12 protein-coding genes are annotated in these 19,163 nt (G+C 49.0%); 11 read left to right on the top strand and 1 reads right to left on the bottom strand.

Going from position 1 to position 19,163, the window contains the following annotated elements; genetic code table 11:
- Positions 1-204 precede the first annotated feature (204 nt).
- The 4 genes from AABW11_RS16160 (at position 205) to AABW11_RS16145 (ending at position 4,837) form a co-directional block, all read left to right on the top strand.
- A complete protein-coding gene (locus AABW11_RS16160; protein WP_340106170.1) occupies positions 205-1,230 on the top strand; it encodes a formylglycine-generating enzyme family protein in 1,026 nt (341 codons plus the stop codon).
- 218 nt (positions 1,231-1,448) lie between these two features.
- Positions 1,449-2,783 carry a Gfo/Idh/MocA family protein gene (locus AABW11_RS16155; protein WP_340106169.1) on the top strand — a complete coding sequence of 445 codons (1,335 nt, stop codon included), beginning with the start codon at positions 1,449-1,451 and terminating at the stop codon, positions 2,781-2,783.
- 377 nt (positions 2,784-3,160) lie between these two features.
- Positions 3,161-4,105, top strand: a complete 945-nt coding sequence (locus tag AABW11_RS16150; protein WP_340106168.1) for a hydroxypyruvate isomerase family protein — start codon at positions 3,161-3,163, stop codon at positions 4,103-4,105.
- Between the two features lie 336 nt (positions 4,106-4,441).
- Positions 4,442-4,837 (top strand): endonuclease domain-containing protein, encoded by a 396-nt coding sequence (locus tag AABW11_RS16145; protein WP_340106167.1) that lies wholly within the window; start codon positions 4,442-4,444, stop codon positions 4,835-4,837.
- A gap of 224 nt (positions 4,838-5,061) precedes the next feature.
- On the opposite strand, the gene AABW11_RS16140 is transcribed toward AABW11_RS16145, so the two are convergent.
- Positions 5,062-6,087 (bottom strand): FAD:protein FMN transferase, encoded by a 1,026-nt coding sequence (locus AABW11_RS16140; protein WP_340106166.1) that lies wholly within the window; start codon positions 6,085-6,087, stop codon positions 5,062-5,064.
- Between the two features lie 232 nt (positions 6,088-6,319).
- Here AABW11_RS16140 and AABW11_RS16135 point away from each other — a divergent pair, with 232 nt between their 5' ends.
- From AABW11_RS16135 to AABW11_RS16105, 7 genes are all read left to right on the top strand, one after another.
- Positions 6,320-9,559, top strand: a complete 3,240-nt coding sequence (locus AABW11_RS16135; RefSeq protein WP_340106165.1) for a glycosyl hydrolase — start codon at positions 6,320-6,322, stop codon at positions 9,557-9,559.
- A 139-nt stretch (positions 9,560-9,698) separates the two neighbouring features.
- Entirely contained in the window at positions 9,699-9,920 is a 222-nt protein-coding gene (locus AABW11_RS16130) for a DUF2281 domain-containing protein (protein WP_340106164.1), read from the top strand.
- A gap of 14 nt (positions 9,921-9,934) precedes the next feature.
- Positions 9,935-10,228, top strand: a complete 294-nt coding sequence (locus AABW11_RS16125; RefSeq protein ID WP_340106163.1) for a PIN domain-containing protein — start codon at positions 9,935-9,937, stop codon at positions 10,226-10,228.
- Positions 10,229-10,683: 455 nt separating this feature from the next.
- Positions 10,684-13,779: an efflux RND transporter permease subunit gene (locus tag AABW11_RS16120; protein WP_340106162.1), complete on the top strand. Its 3,096-nt coding sequence runs from the start codon at positions 10,684-10,686 to the stop codon at positions 13,777-13,779.
- A gap of 43 nt (positions 13,780-13,822) precedes the next feature.
- Positions 13,823-15,031 carry an efflux RND transporter periplasmic adaptor subunit gene (locus tag AABW11_RS16115; RefSeq protein ID WP_340106161.1) on the top strand — a complete coding sequence of 403 codons (1,209 nt, stop codon included), beginning with the start codon at positions 13,823-13,825 and terminating at the stop codon, positions 15,029-15,031.
- Between the two features lie 206 nt (positions 15,032-15,237).
- Positions 15,238-15,627: an endonuclease domain-containing protein gene (locus AABW11_RS16110; RefSeq protein ID WP_445263791.1), complete on the top strand. Its 390-nt coding sequence runs from the start codon at positions 15,238-15,240 to the stop codon at positions 15,625-15,627.
- A gap of 284 nt (positions 15,628-15,911) precedes the next feature.
- Positions 15,912-19,067: an efflux RND transporter permease subunit gene (locus tag AABW11_RS16105; protein ID WP_340106159.1), complete on the top strand. Its 3,156-nt coding sequence runs from the start codon at positions 15,912-15,914 to the stop codon at positions 19,065-19,067.
- The last annotated feature ends 96 nt before the right edge of the window (positions 19,068-19,163 follow it).

The raw sequence follows: 19,163 nt of genomic DNA, 5'->3' as shown, positions 1-19,163 counted from the left end.
GGTCCAGCTACCTGCTCAGGAGTGATGGGCTTTTGGTGGATGGTGAGTAAACTCATCATTTATCACTCAAAACTCACAACTCTGTTTGTAAAAGTTTAGTCACATTGAACTAAATCCAACACACGTCTTCCTATTCTCCACGTTTTTATTTATTCTGATGAGCTCTGAATCAGAATAATTCTACCTTGTGTCTCCCAAATGAATATGTTTGATACATTTGTTTCGCGCTACAAAACGGAAGCGCTTTTTATTTTACTGTGTATGTTAGGGTTAACATGGATGGGATTTACTCTCGCCGGTCAGTCTTTTGAGGATTTCACCATGGAGATTCCCGGAACGGGGGAGGATCTTGAGATGGTGGCCATTCCGGGCGGAGAATTTATGATGGGGAGTCCGGGAGATGAAGCCGGTCGGGCAGAGAATGAAGGTCCCCAACGGCGAGTACAGGTCGATCCGTTCTGGATGGGAAAGTATGAAATCACCTGGAACCAATTTGATCTCTTTGCCAACGAGGTGATGGCCGACCTTGAAACAGAACTCGCCTCAGCCGACCAAAAAGAGATTTCAATAATGGCAGACGCGCTTTCAACGCCAACTCAGCCGTATGTGGATATGACCTTTGGAATGGGGCGCGATGGTTATCCCGCTATTAGCATGACGCATTACGCCGCCGTGATGTTTGCCAAGTGGCTAACGGCAAAAACCGGAAACTTTTACCGGCTGCCCACCGAAGCCGAATGGGAATATGCCTGCCGCGGCGGAACCGAAACCGCCTACTATTTTGGCAATTCGGCTGAAGACATTGACGATCACGCCTGGCACAGAGAAAACAGCGATCGCAGCTACAACCAGGTGGGCACAAAAGAGCCGAACCCGTTTGGCCTGCACGATATGGCGGGTAACTTGTCGGAGTGGACGATGGATCAGTACAATGAAGATTATTTTAAACGGCTTGATGGCGAGCCTGCAGACAATCCCTGGTTCAAATCAACCGAACTTTATCCAAGGGCAGTTCGCGGCGGTTCGTGGCAGGATGACCCGGCAGATCAGCGCTGTGCAAAACGGATGGGGTCTGACTCTAAATGGAAGCAGCTCGACCCTCAATTCCCGAAAAGTTTATGGTGGCATACAAGTGCACCGTTTGTCGGATTTCGCCTGGTGAGGCCGGCAGAACCTCCATCACCAGAAGACATTGAAGAGTACTGGATTGAAGAGATGGATGATTTTTAAACTCTCCCCTAATAAGGGGAGATTCAGAGGGGTGTATATTGAAATTTTGGTGATAGCTGGAAATTAGAACTGAAAATAAATTTTAAAATATGCAGTATCCTGAAATATACTGACAGCCTGAAATAAGCTCCGGATGAACATCCCCCTTAATCCCCCTTTGATAAGGGGGGCTACTATTTTTTGATATTAAACCAAAACCGAACCCAAACCACGATCATATGGACAATCAAGACAACCCAGGTAAAAAAAATATCTCACGAAAAGATTTTTGCAGAACGGCGGCTTTTGCGGCAGGCGGAGGTTTGTTAATGAGTTCGCTTCCGATTGGAGCCAGCGCTTTTGCGGCAGGAAATGACACTTTGAAACTTGCGGTTGTGGGTTGTGGCGGCCGCGGAACCGGGGCCGTAAACCAGGCACTGACGGCAGATAGCGGCGTTCAGCTTGTAGCCATGGCCGATGCATTTCGTGACCGACTCGATGAATCATACACAAATTTATCGCGCCGGTACGGAGACACCAATCAGATGAACGTGCCCGAAGAGCACAAGTTTACCGGCTTTGATGGATTCAGACACGCCATTGATCTTGCTGATGTCGTGATCCTTGCTACGCCTCCGGGATTTCGTCCGCAGCACTTTGAATATGCTGTTGATCAGAATAAGCATGTGTTTATGGAAAAACCCGTGGCAACTGATGCGCCGGGTGTACGACAAGTTCTGGAAGCGGGCCGCCGGGCACAAGCCAACAACCTGAACGTAGTAGTCGGGCTGCAGCGTCATTATCAGAACAACTACCGGGAGGTTTTTGACAGAATTGATCGAAATCAGATCGGGAAAATTCAGTCCGGTCAGGTGTACTGGAATAGCGGAGGTGTTTGGGTGCGGGAACGCGAGCCGGATCAAACCGAGATGGAGTACCAGATGCGCAACTGGTATTATTTTAACTGGCTCTGCGGGGATCATATCCTGGAGCAGCATATTCATAATATTGATGTGGCAAATTGGTTTATTGGTGAGTATCCGGAATCGGCACAGGGAATGGGCGGCCGTCAGGTACGAACCGGGAAAGATCACGGGCAGATCTATGACCACCATTTTGTGGAGTTTACTTATCCGGGCGGAGCAGTTATTGCAAGCCAGTGCCGTCATCAGCCCAACACGATGAGCCGCGTGGATGAAGTGTTCCAGGGCACTAAAGGAACCATTCATACCGACGGAAGTGACCGTGGAATTATTACCTCTCTTCACGGAAATGTGCTTTATGACCACGATGGAAGCAACGATACAAACCCGTATCAGCAGGAGCATAACGAACTTTTTGCCTCTATTCGGAGCGGCGGCGTGATCAGCGATACAGAAATCGGAGCCAGAAGTACCCTCACCGCAATTATGGGACGTATGGCAACCTACACCGGTCAGGTTATAGACTGGGATGAGGCTATGAATTCTGAGGAAGTACTGGTGCCTGATAATCTCTCGTGGGACTCAACGCCACCCGTTCAGCCCGATGAAAACGGCAACTATCCGGTGCCGATGCCGGGGCAGATGGGGTAACCCACCCCTCGGGCTCCCCTCCCTCCGCCGAAAAGCACGGCGCATGGAGGGGAGGGAAAGATATCTCCAATGTCGGAGGAGGCAGATACTAAAGCGTCTGCCGCAGGCAGGGTAGCGACGGGGCAGAGGTGGGGCCTGTGCCTGGTGATTGCGAATAGCCACGGGACCCCCCCTGATTGCCAAAAGTCTCGCGTTGCGATCTTTTGTCCATCGGTCCCCGCCGCGGGAGGGGAGTTATGAACCTCTCCTCCGGCGGAGGAGACAGAGCTCAAAGCGTATAGCGTGAGCTCAGAGGTGGGTTTTTGAGGAATGGGTGTTTTGCCATGCTACGGGGTCCACGTCCTTTACTAATTAAAACACAAATCAACATATCTACCATGAACAGACGTAATTTTTTAAAACAGGGACTAATGGCAGGAACGGCGTTTGCAACCGGAAGCGGTCTTTCAAATATCGGGACTGAAAAGTTGAGAAAACGGGATCTGCTACAGACGCATGATTTCAAGCTTAAGTATTCGCCCCACTTTGGGATGTTTCGTGCTCATGCGGGTGATGATCTGATCGATCAGCTGAAGTTTATGTCCGATGTTGGCTTCAGGGGGCTGGAGGATAACGGGTTGAAAGGCCGAACGGTACGGATGCAGGAGCGTATCGGGCGTCAGCTACGGGATTCTGGTATGGATATGGGCGTATTTGTGGCACATACGATTTACTGGCGGGAACCAAGCCTGAGCACCGGTGACGCTGAGAAGCTGGATCAGTTTTTGACTGAGATTCGCGAATCGGTGGATGTTGCAAAGCGGGTGGGCGCAAGATGGGTGACCGTGGTTCCGGGACACATAGACCTGCGTTTGGAGATGGACTACCAGGAGCTGAATGTGATTGATGCTCTTAAACGTGCGTCTGAGATTCTGGAACCACACGATATCACCATTGTTATTGAGCCGCTTAACACGTTGCAAAATCACCCGGGAATGATTCTCACGCGGACGGCACAGGCGTACCGGATTTGCAAGGCGGTTGGCAGCCCGTCCTGTAAGATTTTGTATGATGTGTACCATCAGCAGATTACAGAAGGTAACCTGATTCCGAACATTGACAGGGCATGGGATGAGATTCCTTATTTCCAGCTGGGTGATAATCCCGGCCGAAATGAGCCATGGACGGGAGAGATTAATTACAAAAATATATTTAAGTTTTTGCATCAAAAAGGGTACGATGGGATAGTGGGAATGGAGCATGGAACGTCCGGTGATGGGGAAGAAGGCGAACTGGCACTGATTGACGCATATGTGAAGACGGATGATTTTGACGTTGAATAAAACTCTCCTCTCGGGAGGAGACAACCCCAAAGCGTCTGACGCAGGCAGGGGAGCGACGGGGCAGAGGTGGGTCTCGGGCCTGATGATTGCGCATAGCCACGGGATCCACCCCTGATCGCCAAAAGTCTCGCGGTGCGATCTTTTGTCAACCTGTCCCCTCCGCGGGAGGGGAGTTATGAAACTCTCCTCCCTGGGAGGAGACAGAGCTCAAAGCGTTTAGCGTGAGCTCAGAGGTGGGTCCCTAAGCCCCTCGGGCTTACTATATTCATATTCTCGCTTTTTTTAAATAAGTTCGCTTTGAGAGAGAGTTTTTACCAACAAATCAAGAGTAAATTGATGAAGAAACGAAAGAGAAAGGGGGGAATTGACATTATTCCATACCGGTCTGACCTCGTAGAAAAAACAAGAGAACTTCGAAACAATGCCACTCCTGCGGAAAAATACCTTTGGAAATATTTGTCACGAAAACAAATCTGTGGGTACGATTTCGACCGTCAAACACCTATCGATAATTATATTTTAGATTTTTGCTGCAAAGAGTTAAAGCTGGTTATAGAGCTTGACGGCAATTATCATGAGTTACAAAGTGAAGAAGATCTTCGCCGACAAAATCAGATTGAATCATTTGTTGTGAAGGTGATTCGGTTTGAGGAGAAACAGGTGCTGGAGGATATTGAATCTGTTCTGAGTGAGATTGAATATTGGGTGACAAAGCGGGAGAAGCTGATTTAAGGGTGAGTCTAAAACGCGGAGCCGAGTAAAAACGCCTTGCCGGGAGACCCACCCCTGCAATATCGCTGAACGCTTCAGTTCCTGTCCCCTCCGCCGGAGGGGAGTAAAAAACCTCTCCTCCACTGGATGAGACAGTCTCCAAAGCGTCTGCTGCAGGCAGGTCAGCGATGGGTCCCCTCCCGATAGGTGAGTTAAAAATCTCTCCTCCGCTGGATGGAAGGAAATTACTGTTTCAAAAAGTCATCATACCCGGAAGATATCCACCTTACTATTGTACCATCATCATTTAACCAAAATATAACTGCTTCAATATCAGCTTTGCTTTCAACAAGTTCTTGTGCGTCTGCTGACGGCATCACGCTAAGGGCGGTGGCGAAGGCGTCTGCAGCGGCGCCATCGAGGGAAATGGTCGTTACCTGAACCTGATGGGTATGGCCAAGGCCGGTTTTTGGATTGATGATATGAGAGTAAGACTTGCCATCAATCTCCACGGATTGATACAGGCTTCCGGATGTGTTTACGGCCCTGTTTGAAATGATCAGCTCCTCATATCGTACAGAGTCCTCATCAAAGCGAACAGGTACGGCAATTGACCAGCCCTCTTTTCCAGGAGGCGGATCACCAGCTGAGATGTCGCCACCGGCATTTATTAAAGCTTGAGTGATGCCGGACTCCTGAAGCGTTTTAAGTGCCCTGTCTGAAGCAAATCCTTTTCCAATACCGCCGGGATCGAGACGCATTCCTTTAGTCTTGAGTTCAGCTGTTCGGCGAGCCTCATCAAGCACAATCTTTTTATAGCCTACATGCGATGCCGCCTCGGAAAGTTCTTTATCTGACGGAAGTTCCGGCTCCGACATACGATTTAAGCCTCGCCAGATGTGCGTGTAGGGTCCGATGGTAATATCAAACCAACCGTTGGTTTCTTCGGAGATCCGTTTCGACTGCATCAAAAGATCAAAAAGAGGCGGGCTAACCTTGACTGCGTTGCCTGATCCAGCCGTTTGGGATAGCTGGCTCAATTCGCTGCTGGGCAGGTAGTCGCTTAAAATTGAATTCAGTTCTTCAACAGTTTTAAAGGCGTTATCAGATGCTGCTTCTGCAAGAGAATTATTTTCGGCATATAAGATAATTTGAAAAGTAGTTCCCATATGCTGCGATTCGAACTCGTAGCGCTGGAGAACCTGGGCCGATGCGGTAGATGCAGCTATGAGAATCGTGATAAAAAAGCAGATCAATTGTCGGGGCGTCATCGGATAAAAAAATAAACATTGGTGGTTGATAGACTTAGCAACACGTTCGGGAGTAACATACCGAAAATATGGTTCCTTGCATATTTTAACTATTGTGCGGTCGTTAAAGCTACCATTCACAAGTAGAAAACTTTCTATGAACTACCGTACCGATTGCCACTTTAACCTAATTCCCAACTTACAATTACCATTAATAGTGCTGGTCATTGTTGGGTTTTTCAATTGTATTTATATGCCTGGCAAGTTGAAGGCACAGTCAGTATCAGTGGGCCAGGGCAGCTATAGCTTATCATTGCCTCCGGGTGTAGTAGGGCCTCAGCGGTCTGATGGAAGCTCTGCATCTCCGAAAATTTCAGCTGATTTCGACCAACCTATTCAGACCAATGATTTCTGGAGCAGCCTGATTTTCCCTTTTTTTGGGGACCCTTACTCGAGTGTGCTGTTTGCTCATCCCATCAACGCAAAAGCAACAAATACAGGACTTCAAATAGGATATACTACCGATCATGTCTTTGCCGGTTCTGACTACCTCTACCCGTTTTCACATCAGCTAACCGTTGGCGTTGATGGACTGAATGTGCCGGAAACGCTAACCAACAGCTATGGCGACTGGACCGTGACGGCTGAATGGGATGGAAGCGGCCGATCGATGGAGGCAACACTGGGGCACGGCCTTCCATTTATCTACTTCAGGATTGATGGGGGGTATGCTGAAATTACGCCCAACGGTTCTCTGAATGTTTGGTATCAGCAAGAAGAAGTGTTGGGGATTACCATCGACGGAAAACACTACGGAATTTTTGCTCCTGACGGATCTGAGTGGACGCAAAGCGGATCGCTTCAATCCAATCTTGATGGCAAAGATTATATGTCCGTGGCTCTGCTTCCTGATAATTCACCTCAGACGCTCGAACTCTTCAGATCACATGCATACGCCTTTGTGACCAACAGTCTTGTAAGCTGGGACTACAATGAAAATTCCTCGAAGCTCACGACCGGCTATACCTATCAAACTGAACTGATGGAGGACGTGAATGGCAATGTCAACGAAACACTGACCGCCCTCTATCGCCACCAGTGGCTGTATGCTGAGCAGCCGGTAACAGATTACACGTATCAATCCCCAAGAGGTGTGATGAAGCTACTGCAGGGTAACCACTTTTCAACCGGTCTGATGTTTTCAGGGATCCTGCCGTCTTTGCCGGATGAGGGCAACTATAACCACGCCGATCTGCTGAATAAGGTACAGCAGGTTGCGCAGGAAGACCTGAGGCCCGGCCCGACTTACCAAAACGGTAAGGCGATGGGGCGGTTTGCACAGCTGGTAAACATTGCTGATCAGCTTGGGGCTGATCAGGAGCGCGATTACTTTTTAGATAAATTGAAAAACAGGCTTGAAGATTGGTTGACTGCTGGTGGAGAACAGGAGTATTCGTACAATGACGAGTGGGATGTGCTCACGGGCTATCCGTCTGGATTCGGTGCGGACAGAGAGATAAATGATCACCACTTTCACTCGAGCTATGCCATTCGAAGTGCCGCAATCATCGCGCAGTTTGATCCCGAATGGGCCAGCCAGGAAAACTGGGGCGGCATGATCAACATGCTCATCAAAGATAGCAATAACTGGGACCGATCTGATGAGATGGTTCCGTTTTTGAGATCTCATGATGCATATGCAGGCCATTCATGGGCGTCGGGTCATGGTGCGTTCGGGGACGGAAACAACCAGGAGTCGAGCTCGGAATCGATGAATTTTGCCTCGGCTGTTTTTCTATGGGGCTCGATGACAGATCAGGCCGATATTCGTGATTTGGGTATTTTTCTGCACTCAAATGAACGTACAGCCATTGAGCAGTACTGGATGGATGTGAAAAACCAAGTGTATCCTGAATCGTATCCGCATGTTGCCCTGGGAATTGTGTGGGGAAGCAAAGGAGCGCACAGCACATGGTTCGGCAGTGCACCTGAATTTATTCACGGAATCAATTTCTTACCCATGAACAGCGGATCGCTCTATCTTGGCCGCCACCCTGATTATGTGATCGAAAATTACGACGAGATTGTACAGGAACGCGGTGGACAGCCGGAGATATGGAAGGATGTGCTTTGGGAATACCTGTCACTGGCAGACCCCGATCGGGCGCTATCGCTGTACTTTGCCGACATCAACTATGAACCGTTTGATGGAGAGTCGAGAGCCCATACACTCCACTGGCTTCAGAACATGAAAAAAATGGGCGTAAGGGATACATCAACCTACGCGAATATTCCTACCTATTCTGTCTTCAGGAATGATGCAGGTGAAAAAACGTATGCAGCCTTCAATCCCGGCTCCATGCAAATGGATGTTGTGTTTTCTGATGGATATACCCTGACGGTCCCGGCATGGGAGCTGGTGTCGGAGGGACCGTCGACAGGCAACCAGGACGAACCTGTCGCAATTTTGATTGCCGATAAAACATCCGGAAAGGCACCGCTGACCGTCAATCTCGAGGGGAATCAGAGCTTCGATGGGGCAGGTGGCTCGCTTGACTTTAGCTGGGATATCGCAGGAGAAGCATCAAGCATTCAGACCGATACAACTTATACATTTGAGGAGCCGGGCACATATTGGGTATACCTGACGGTAACAAATAACCTGGATATTTCGGCGCAGGATAGCGTAAAAATTACAGCGCTCGGAAGCGGAACGCCCTATTTTGATGAACCTGTACAAGTGCCGGGACGAATTGAGGCCGAATATTATGATAAGGGTGGCGAAGGCGTTGCTTACCACGACAGGGAGGAGCAGAATATCGGTCAGTTATTTCGGATTGATGAGGGCGTTGACATTGAAGCATCAGCCGGTGGCGGCTACGATGTGTATTGGATTACCGCCGGCGAGTGGATTGAGTATACATTTAATGTTGAAACTGCAGGCGAGTTTGATATCACACCATACATAGCTACGGTACCGGGCTTTGGGAATTTTAAACTCCTGGTTGATAATGAAGACATCGGCTGCAGGAGGGATGTGACCAATACAGGTGGCTGGCAGAACTGGACGCCGATCCCGGTGGAAGATGTTTATCTCGAAGAGGGAGATCATATCCTGCGGATAGAGGCTGATTCTGATTCAGATCCTGATGGATGGCTCTTTAGCGTGAACTATTTCGATATCACTCAAAATACAAGCGTATCGAATAAAGATGAAACCAGTATTCCCAAAACGGTTGAGCTGAATCAAAACTATCCCAATCCGTTCAACCCAACCACGGTGATAAGCTATTCGCTGCCGAGAGCATCCGATGTGAGAATCGAAATATTCAACATGCTTGGACAGCGGGTTGCTCTGCTGGTGAACGAACGCATTCAATCCGGCCAGCATACTGCCGCTTTTCAGGCCGGACATCTTTCAAGCGGCATCTATATTTATCGCATGCAGGCCGAAGGTTTCACTGAGACGAGGAAAATGCTGTTGGTAAAGTAGGTCAAATGTCCCCGTTCGAGAGGCATGGTAATGGATTGTAGCCGGGGGACACTCAAGATGAAGATTAATTTTGGCTCAAAGAATCTGAATAATTTTTTCTAATTTTTGATTTATTAGATTGCAGTCAAAAATTAATACTATGAATGAGTCAAAGGTTTCGGAAAAGATTGAAAAGTTACCTCCTGATGCTAAACAGCAAGCCCGGGATTTTGTGGATTTTCTTTATGAGCGATATGTAGAGGGTGGGAAAAAATCATCGAAGAAAAGTAATTTAGAGAGTTCTTTTTTTGGTATGTGGAAAGACCGGGAGGATATGGAGGATAGTACTGAGTGGGTCAGAAAGGTTCGTAAATCCCAGTAGTCTATTCCATAAACATGCCTGACAGATTATTATTTATCGACACGGGTGTTCTTATTGATTACAGTCGGGGAATTGAAAAAACGAAAGAACTCTTGAAAAATCTGGAGCTTGAGTATACACTTGCAATAAGTGTAATAACTCAACTTGAACTAATGGTTGGATGTGAAAACAAGGCCGATTTTAAGTCCCTTCAAAAATTCTTGTTCAATTTTGAAATTATTCAATTGAGCAAAACCGGTTCAGAAAAAGCTGTTGACCTGTTTAAACACTATCGATTAAGTCAAGGGGTTCTGATTCCGGAATGTTAATTGCTTCTACGGCACTTATTCTCGACATCCCTTTATTAACGAAAAACCGAAAAGATTTTTGTTTTATTGATCAGTTGGATTTAATAGAATACACAGTCTGATTACTGAATTTGTGAGTAAAAAAGTCGTTATCTAATCGAGCTTTGGGGCCTCTCGACTTTTGCAATAGTAGCTTCCCTGCAAAAGCCTAAGACCGTTTTCATTGGATATCAAAAGAATCTTTACTTCAGGAATGAATTGCCCGTCTCAAAGCAATCGAAGCGGCAGCTTCGATTTACGTAGTTCGAATGCACGTCTAAGCCAATATCATTTTTTAAATAAATAGTTGCACGTAATAAAATAGTAAACTATAATCGTAGTAATGATTCGTTCATCTTCATCAAGATACATTGAACATAGTAAGTTCATCAGTTTTTAAATTTATCGTGCAACCCTAACTGGCTGACCCTGATCTTGTGCTATTAAATCGCCCAATAACCGCAATTATCCTGATTCTTGCGGCTTTTATTTTTGGCAGCCTGGCACTTAGTGAACTCTCAGTAGATCTGCTGCCGGATGTGGACTCTCCCAATCTTGTAGTCCGGACGGACTGGCAGGGTGCCTCGCCACGTGAAGTGGAAACCCGCCTCAATGAGCGCCTGGAGGCTGTTTTAAGCACCATTCCCGGAATTGACCAGGTGCAGGGATTTGCGCGCCAGGGGCAGAGCGTGATCTACCTCAATTTTCAATGGGGTCATAACATGGACCTCGCGTTTTTGAATGTCCGGGAAAAACTGGACCAAGCACAATATTCGCTGCCGGAACAGGCTGACCGTCCGCAGCTCATCTTCAATACCACGGCTGATGAACCTATAGCCGTGCTCGCCATCACCTCAAAAGATCGTCCAAATAACGAATTTGACACCCGGCTATCGCTCAAACGCTGGGCCGAGCAGGTGCTTTCGCGGCGCCTCGAGCAGGCCGAGGGCATTGCGCAGGTTGTGCCGGTGGGGGCGGTGGAGCCCGAAGTTCAGATCCGCTATCTACCCCGTGAAATCGACCGGTTTGATCTGACATTGGGTGAAATTCAGAGTCTTATTCAGCAGGCCAACCTCTTTGCCACAAGCGGTGAGCTTCGCGATGGATGGTACCGCTACTCCATGAAAATACAGAGCCGGATTGATGAACTACAGGATCTCGATACGGTTCCCCTCAAAAAGCTGGGAGATGGCAAGGTGCTGCTTCTCAGTGATGTCGCACAGATTGAACTTGGTGAGACCGATCCCTCATCATTTGCGATGCTCGGTGGTGAACGGGTTCTTAATCTCCTGGTTAAGAAAGAGTTTGGAAGCAACACGGTAGAAGTGTTCGATACGCTGACTCCACTGCTTGATGAGATGCGCGAACTACATCCCAATATTGCCATTGAAGTGATCCGCGAGGACGCCACCTTTATCCGAAAGGCGATCAGTAACCTGCTTCAGACGCTTTTAATTGGGGGCGTGCTGGCTTTTATCGTGCTCTTCCTGTTTTTGAATGATATCCGAACACCGTTTACAATAGGTGTGGCCATTCCGGTTTCTATCTTTCTTACCTTTTTTGTGATGTACGGTTCCGGCATTCAGCTCAATATCGTATCGCTGAGCGGACTCACGCTCGGTATCGGCCTGCTGCTCGATAACGCAATTGTGGTGCTCGAAAACATCAACCGACATATGCCGGCCGCGCCATCGGTGAAACGGGCTGCGGCAGTTGGGACCAAAGAGATTGCCCTTGCGGTGACGGCATCAACATTCACAACCATCTCTGTATTCCTGCCGCTCATTTTCCTTGGTGGATTCGAAGGAGCCTTTTTTCAGGATCAGGCCTATACGCTCTCCATAAGCCTGCTGGCATCCCTCTTTGTGGCGCTGATCATTTTACCGGTTCTGGTGGTACAGATTCTTGAACGGCGCAAGAAAAAAGCCAAAGATTCGCCGGATGAAAGTGGTCAGCTTAATACGCGAAAGTTTTTCGACAACTTGCTGGAGCGATATGAGATAAGTCTGCAATCGGTACTGAAACGGCCGATTTGGATACTTCTTCTGGCTGGATTCCTCGTTGTGGGCTCGGTGTTTTCATTTTTGATGGTGTCCAAAACGATGCTCCCGGAAGATGAGCCAACGGCGGTGAGCTATCGTGTACAGCTCCCCGGTAATACATCGCTGCCATCCACGCAGGAGGCGGCCAATGCGCTGAGACAGCGGCTTCAGCGGGCCAACCTGGGGCAGGGCAATATTCAGATGTCGGGCGGTTTTACCGATCAAACAAACCTCGCCAACCTTGCGCGGGAAGGTCTCAATAAATTTAGGGTGGTTATTCCGGTGTCGGGTTATAATGAGGCCGACCGGGTGGAAGCTGAGATAGATGCATTTAGCGCGGATTTCGCGGGATGGAGCGTGTACCCTGTATCTGACAATCAGAGCTGGAGTGCGCTCATCGGTGCCGATCAGCCGCCAATTCTTTTCCGGTTAATTGGCATGGACCGTGACATCAATGAACTTTATTCAGCCGAACTTCAGGATGCATTGACAAATGCCGGCCTCGATGTATCACTCCAAAAACAGTACGAGCAGGAGGTTGATACCTGGAACATAAGATTCCGGTCTGACCGGATGCTGCAGCTTGGTATCAGTGAACAGGAGGTGGTTCGCTATCTTGAATCAGTCACACGCGGAAGTTTTGTGACGGACTGGAACCGTCAGGATGAACGAATTGGTATCCGGTTGCTGGGCGATCAGCAGCAAATCTACAATCCGGAAGAAATTTCGCTTCGGCTCGCAAACCGTGAAATACCGCTGAGCTACCTCGCTGAAATTAGCAGGGCCAAAGAGCCGGAGCAGCTTGAGCGCATAGATCAGACCCCGGTATTGAGTTATGTGGCAGACTGGGAGTTGAGCGATTGGTGGTGGAACAGGTCTCAGACCGAGGAGACGGTCAACAATTTTATGAGACAGACCGGCGTGGAAGTTCAGATTGCCGGTAACGCACTGATGGTCCAAAATCTGATGACCGACATGGGACTGCTGCTGGCTCTCAGCATCTTGTTGATCTATATCATCCTCGCCATCCAGTTTGAAAATCTCAAATACCCGATGATCATCATCGTGGCCGTTCCGTTTGCGTGGGTTGGGTCGCTGCTGGCCATTTACCTCACCGGAAGCAGCCTGAACGCGATGTCGTTTATGGGAATATTGATTTTAACCGGGATTGCCGTGAATGACTCCATCCTGAAAGTAGATTTTATGCGCCGCTACCTCGCTGATACAGGAAACCTGCAGAAAGCGATTGAAATGGCGGGCAAACACCGATTTCGTCCCGTGGTTATGACGAGTGTAACGACGATATTAGGACTCGTACCGATGCTCATTCCGTTTGGTGAAGGCTATGCATTTCGGCAATCACTGGCCGTTGCACTGATGGGCGGGATGGTGACTAGTACGATTCTGACGCTATATATAATCCCGGTGATTTTTGGGAAGGTGGAGAAGGATCGTAGTTCCGAGATGGTAGAGGTGAAAAGTGAAAAGTAAAATTTAACACATACCAGTTATGATTTTGAGATACTTGAAGACTATGATTAAAAAGTCCCCTCTCGAGAGGGGATTTAGGGGTGTGTTTGATGTGAAGGCGGTCTGCATGAGAATTAAAGATAAAATGATGTGTCTAAATTTTCAGCGAAGTTTCCTTGTTATTCTTTCCATCGTTGTGCTATCACTCCCCGCCTGCTCATCCGAGGAAGAACCCGAAACTCCTGAGGTGAGTGATGATGTGGAAATTTTGCCGGAGGTGATTTTTTCGATGGCGGATGACCGCGACCTGAATGTCTACATCGAAAGCCAGGGCGTGGTGGAGGCGAGCCGGGAGATTATCATTCGTCCGAGGATCAGCGGGTTTGTGGAGGCAACCACGCTGGAAGACGGCGCCCGGGTTCAGCAGGGAGATCTGCTGCTTCAGTTTGATGATCAGGAGTGGCAGTACCAGCTTGAGGAGGCACAAAATGAATATGAGTCGGCTCTCGCGGCCTATAATATTGAAAGCGGTCAGCGGCAGTCCCGAAATGGCGGAAGTGATGATGTCAGCAATGCCGACAAGATGGATGGTGACCGGATGGTTCGTATCACGACCGGACTCGCTGCAGCAGAAACGGCCCTGAACAGGGCTCAGCTTGACTTGTCATACACAAGGGTTACCGCACCGTTTGCGGGGCACTTGTCCGTGCCGGAACGCATTTCGATTGGCGCCTACCTTCAGGCCGGAAATGAAGTGGGGCGGCTGATTGACGACAGTACAGTGTTGGTCCGGCTGGACGTTCTGGAATCGGAATTGCTGCGCCTTGAAGAGGGGATGGCGGCCGAACTGGTGTCTCAATCCGGCGCAAGGAAAACTGGTTTTGTCAGAGCGATCAGCCCGGTGGTGGATTCAGAATCTAAAACAGGAAAAGTGGTCGTTGAAGTGGAGAATGGTGATCGAAGTTTTCGTCCGGGCATGACCGTGGAGGGCCGAATCCAGATCGAATCGCATTCAGGTATTGCTCGTGTACCGCGTTCAGCGATCCTCGAACGCGACGGCGGCCGGACCCTGGTTTTCAAACTTAACGGCGACACCGTCGAGTGGGTCTATGTTGAACCCGAAATCGAAACCTCCGACTGGGCGATCCTCAACAGCGAAGACATCAGCCCCGGTGACACCCTTGCCGTAGACCGACATTTTGCAATCAGTCACCTGCAGAAAGTGAGGCCAAGGATGGCAGGGGAGATTGTTAGGGAATCCGGCATTGATTGATGAATTTTGCAGTGACAAGAACTCTCCCCTACTAAGGGGAGACTGAGAGGGGTGTTTTGTGAGTTTAGCATCGAATCAGAAATATGTTTTCGAATAAAGAATTTTAAATGATAAAACCAACTATGTAAATGCTGGCTTGAATTAAGCGACGGATGAACATCCCCATCAGTCCCCCTTTTTTAAGGGGGGATTATAATTCACGAATAATGAAAATCTATTATAACCCAAAACTAATCCCATTAGCCAGAAAGTTGAGAAACAACTCAACACTTTCTGAGATTTTACTATGGGAAGAGTTGAAAAACAGTAAAATGCTGGGATATAGATTTTTAAGGCAAAAGCCAATTGGAGAGTATATTGTTGACTTCTTTTCTAATAAGCTGAGGCTCGTGATCGAAATTGATGGTGATTCACATGATGAAAAAATCTTTGAGAACGATATGCTTCGACAAGATTGGCTGGAATCAATTGGTCTCACTGTACTCAGATTTGATGATTTAGAAGTAAAGAAAGATATGGGTAATGTATTGATGGCAATCGAAGGATGGATACGAAATTTAGAAGAATCTAAAGGGTATTATCGAGATGAATTATAACTCTCCCCTAACAAGGGGAGACACAGAGGGGTGTTTATGTAGTTTAGCTCTGATTTATAAACAATAATTCGAATATTTAACTAATTATTTATGAAACCGATCATGGATACAGGGTTTAATTTGAGCGACAGATGAACATCCCCCTCAGTCCCCCTTTTTTAAGGGGGAGTAGTATCCAGTCCCCAAAAAGTAAACAGTAAGCAAACGAAATATTTGCCATGCTATCAACAATGCTATCCTCCAGATAACTTCTCACTTTTCCCTTTTCACCTTTCACTTGTTTTATGAAAGAAATCTTCCGCCGAAAATATCTCATCTCCCTTAGCTACATGGCCATTGCCATTGTGGGGATTGTGGCGTGGATGAATATTCCGCTTGAGATGGCGCCCGATCTGCGGCTGCCGTCGGTGACGGTGAGCTACAGCTGGGGCACGACCAGCCCGGAGGTGATGGAGCAGGAGGTGACGCGGCGCGTAGAGTCGGTGGCAACACGGCTTCGGAACGTGGATCGAATTCGTTCCGTGTCGACCGAGGGGCGGTCTCGGGTCACAATTACGTTTGAAAAAGAGACGCCGGTGGAGTACCGGATTCTCGAGCTTCAGGAATATCTTTACGGCCTCACCGACGAGATGCCGCCACAGGTCCGTCGGCCAAGCATTAACCGGTCGATCCCCCAGGAGCTGCAGGAGCAGGAGACGTTCATGGGGTACTCCATCAGCGGGGATCGCAGCAAACGAGAGCTTTACAGGATAGCGGAAGAGCAAATTCGCCTCCGCCTGCTTGGGTTTCCCGGTCTGGCGGATATCGAAATTCAGGGAGCTGAAGACCCGGCGCTCACCGTCCGCTTCAATTCCAACAGCCTGGAACGATACCGTTTGGAGTCGAACGTGATTCTGACGGAGATCAGCCAGAAACTGAACTGGCAGTCAAGCGGCTTTATTGAGCGAAGCGGCTCGCGGGTGAGCATGCTGATTCCACCCTCCTTTGAGTCAGTTGAGGATATTCGAGCGATGCGTATTGGTCTTCCCGAAAGCAATCGTCAGGTTCGGCTCGATGAGCTGGCGGATGTTACCATCGAGGATTACCCGGTCAAAAGCCTGAAGCGACTGAACGGAAATCCCGCTCTCAGCATGACCTTTGTACGTGAAAGCGGGTCCGACGCTATTCGTCTCGGCGAGCAAATCCGCACCGAAATGGAGGCAATCCAAAACCTGCTTCCCGGCGATGTGAGGCTTCAGCTTGAGCGCGACTCCACCGAAGATCTTCGCCGCCAGTTTGGCGACCTGCAGTACCAGTCGTTTTTCAGCCTTCTCTCAGTCTTTGTGATTCTGCTTCTGTTTATTCGCCGTCTGCGGGCACCATTTGTGATTCTCGGAAGCGTGGTTTTCTCTATCATGATGAGCGTGGGCGTGCTCTTCTTCATGAACTTTACTCTTAACGTACTCACGCTCGCCGGCCTCACTGTAGCGCTCGGGATGATTATCGACAACGCCGTGGTTGTGTTTGAACAGATCAACCCTAAGCTCCCATCAAACCGAAGCGACCGTCTTGACTACATCAAGCAAGAGCTGCCGAACACATTTGTACCGGTGTTTGGAAGCACGCTTACTACCGTTGGTATTTTCATCCCTCTCTTTTTTGCGATGGAAGAGCTGCAGCTTTTCCTTGTTCCGCTGGCCGTTGCACTTACGTTCACACTCGTCTCTTCCGTCATCGTGGCCCTTACGTGGATTCCCTATTCACTCATCTGGCTGGTGCCGTCTGACCAGATGAAATCTGAAAAAAAGCTCAAGAAACGTCTCAGCCGGGCCCTGAATCGTATGCTGGTTCGCCTCTTTTACTATCGCAATCGCGCTAGACACGTGTTGTATATAATTCTGATCGCTGCATTTGGAATTCCGCTCTTTGCCATCGAGGAGCCGGACTGGGAAGATATCTCGTGGCCTGAATTCACCCAGGCATATTTCGATAACCGCAGCGATATTGATCCCTTGATTGGCGGGCTTACCTACAAGTTTTTCAACGAAACTTACTTTGGCACGCCGTGGGGACGTGGCGAGCAGCAGAGTATTTACGTGAGCATCCGAACGCCGCAGGGCACGCCGATGGAGGAGATCAACAAGATGGCCCGGAGTTTTGAGCAGACTGTACTTCCTTATGCCCATGCGTTCGATTATTATGAAACCACGGTCTCAGAGTACTCAGGTGCCCAGTTACGGTTTTACATCAAGGATGAGTATCTGTTCGAAACGGAACCATACAATTTCTATGGGGAAGCCATCTTCTTGGCCACTAAAATTGGTAACTCAGGAATTTCGGTAGGAGGGCTTGGTGATGGATTCAGTACCGGGTTTGGCGGGAGCTCATCGGGCCGTAGAATTAGTCTGCGCGGGTTCTCTTATGATGAACTGCTGCTGCTGGCCGAAGATATCGCCGCCCGTATGAAGCGGAATCCGCGCGTTCAGGAGGTAGATATTCACAATGCCGGGTGGAGAAGCAGCGATATGTTTCAGTATGTGCTGAGCCTGGATGATGAAAAGCTCTCGCTCAAAGAGCTCGATCGCCGGGCGGTTTTGGATGCCATCCAGCTTGATGCCAACCCTACCAACATTCGGAGCCGGGTGGATATGAACGGCGAGCGGTTCTACCTGATGGGGCTGGGCCAGGTTCAAACCAATTATGAAGAAGATTTTCTGAACCGATCGCGCCGAAGTGACGGCACCTTTTTTACCATGGAGGACATCGCTGACCTCACCCGCGAGAAGACACTGTCCCAGATCATACGCGAGGATCAATCCTACCAGCGGACCGTTTCGGTCGACTTCCTGGGGCCGCCGCGCCTGGCTACAAACTATATCGAGTCGGTTCTTGATGAAGTACCCGTACCGGTTGGCGCATCTATTGAATTTGGCGGCGGATTTTTCACCTGGGGGCAGGATGAACAGGTCCAGAACTATCTGCTGCTCCTGTTTTTGACCATTCTGAGCGTGTGGATGATCGTGTCCGCACTACTCGAGAGCTGGGGCGATCCGCTTGTGGTCCTGCTTGCCATTCCCCTCAGCTTTCTCGGGGTGATGGCCGGTGCGCTCTACCACGACATCAACTTTGACCAGGGCGCCATAGCCGGAACACTGCTCACTGTGGGTGTGGTGGTGAACAACTCTATTTTGCTGATCCACGAAAAACAGCGCTGCCGGTCGCGCGGTATCCACGGCCTCAGAAGCTGGGTACAGGTCTACCGCAATAAAATGCGCGCCGTCATTATCACATCCCTGACCACCATCGGCGGACTAATTCCGCTGGTTGTCATCGGTACGAATGAGTTCTGGAATGACCTGGCCACTGTCGTAATTTGGGGCCTGGGCGTTAGTCTCATGTTGATTATTTTGTTGATGGGTGTGTGGGAGAAGGTAGATGGAGATTTGAGTATTGAGTCGTGAGTCATGAGCAACCTGCAAGCGTGCGAACGGAGAGAGCTCCTTGAAGAGTTGCGGGTTTTTAAGAGTCATGAGTAGTGAGTCGGGAGTATTGAGTCA

Origin of the sequence: Rhodohalobacter sp. 8-1 (genome assembly GCF_038150125.1) — a bacterium.
Classification (GTDB): domain Bacteria; phylum Bacteroidota; class Rhodothermia; order Balneolales; family Balneolaceae; genus SW132.
This window is presented reverse-complemented; position numbering and strand designations above follow the sequence as displayed.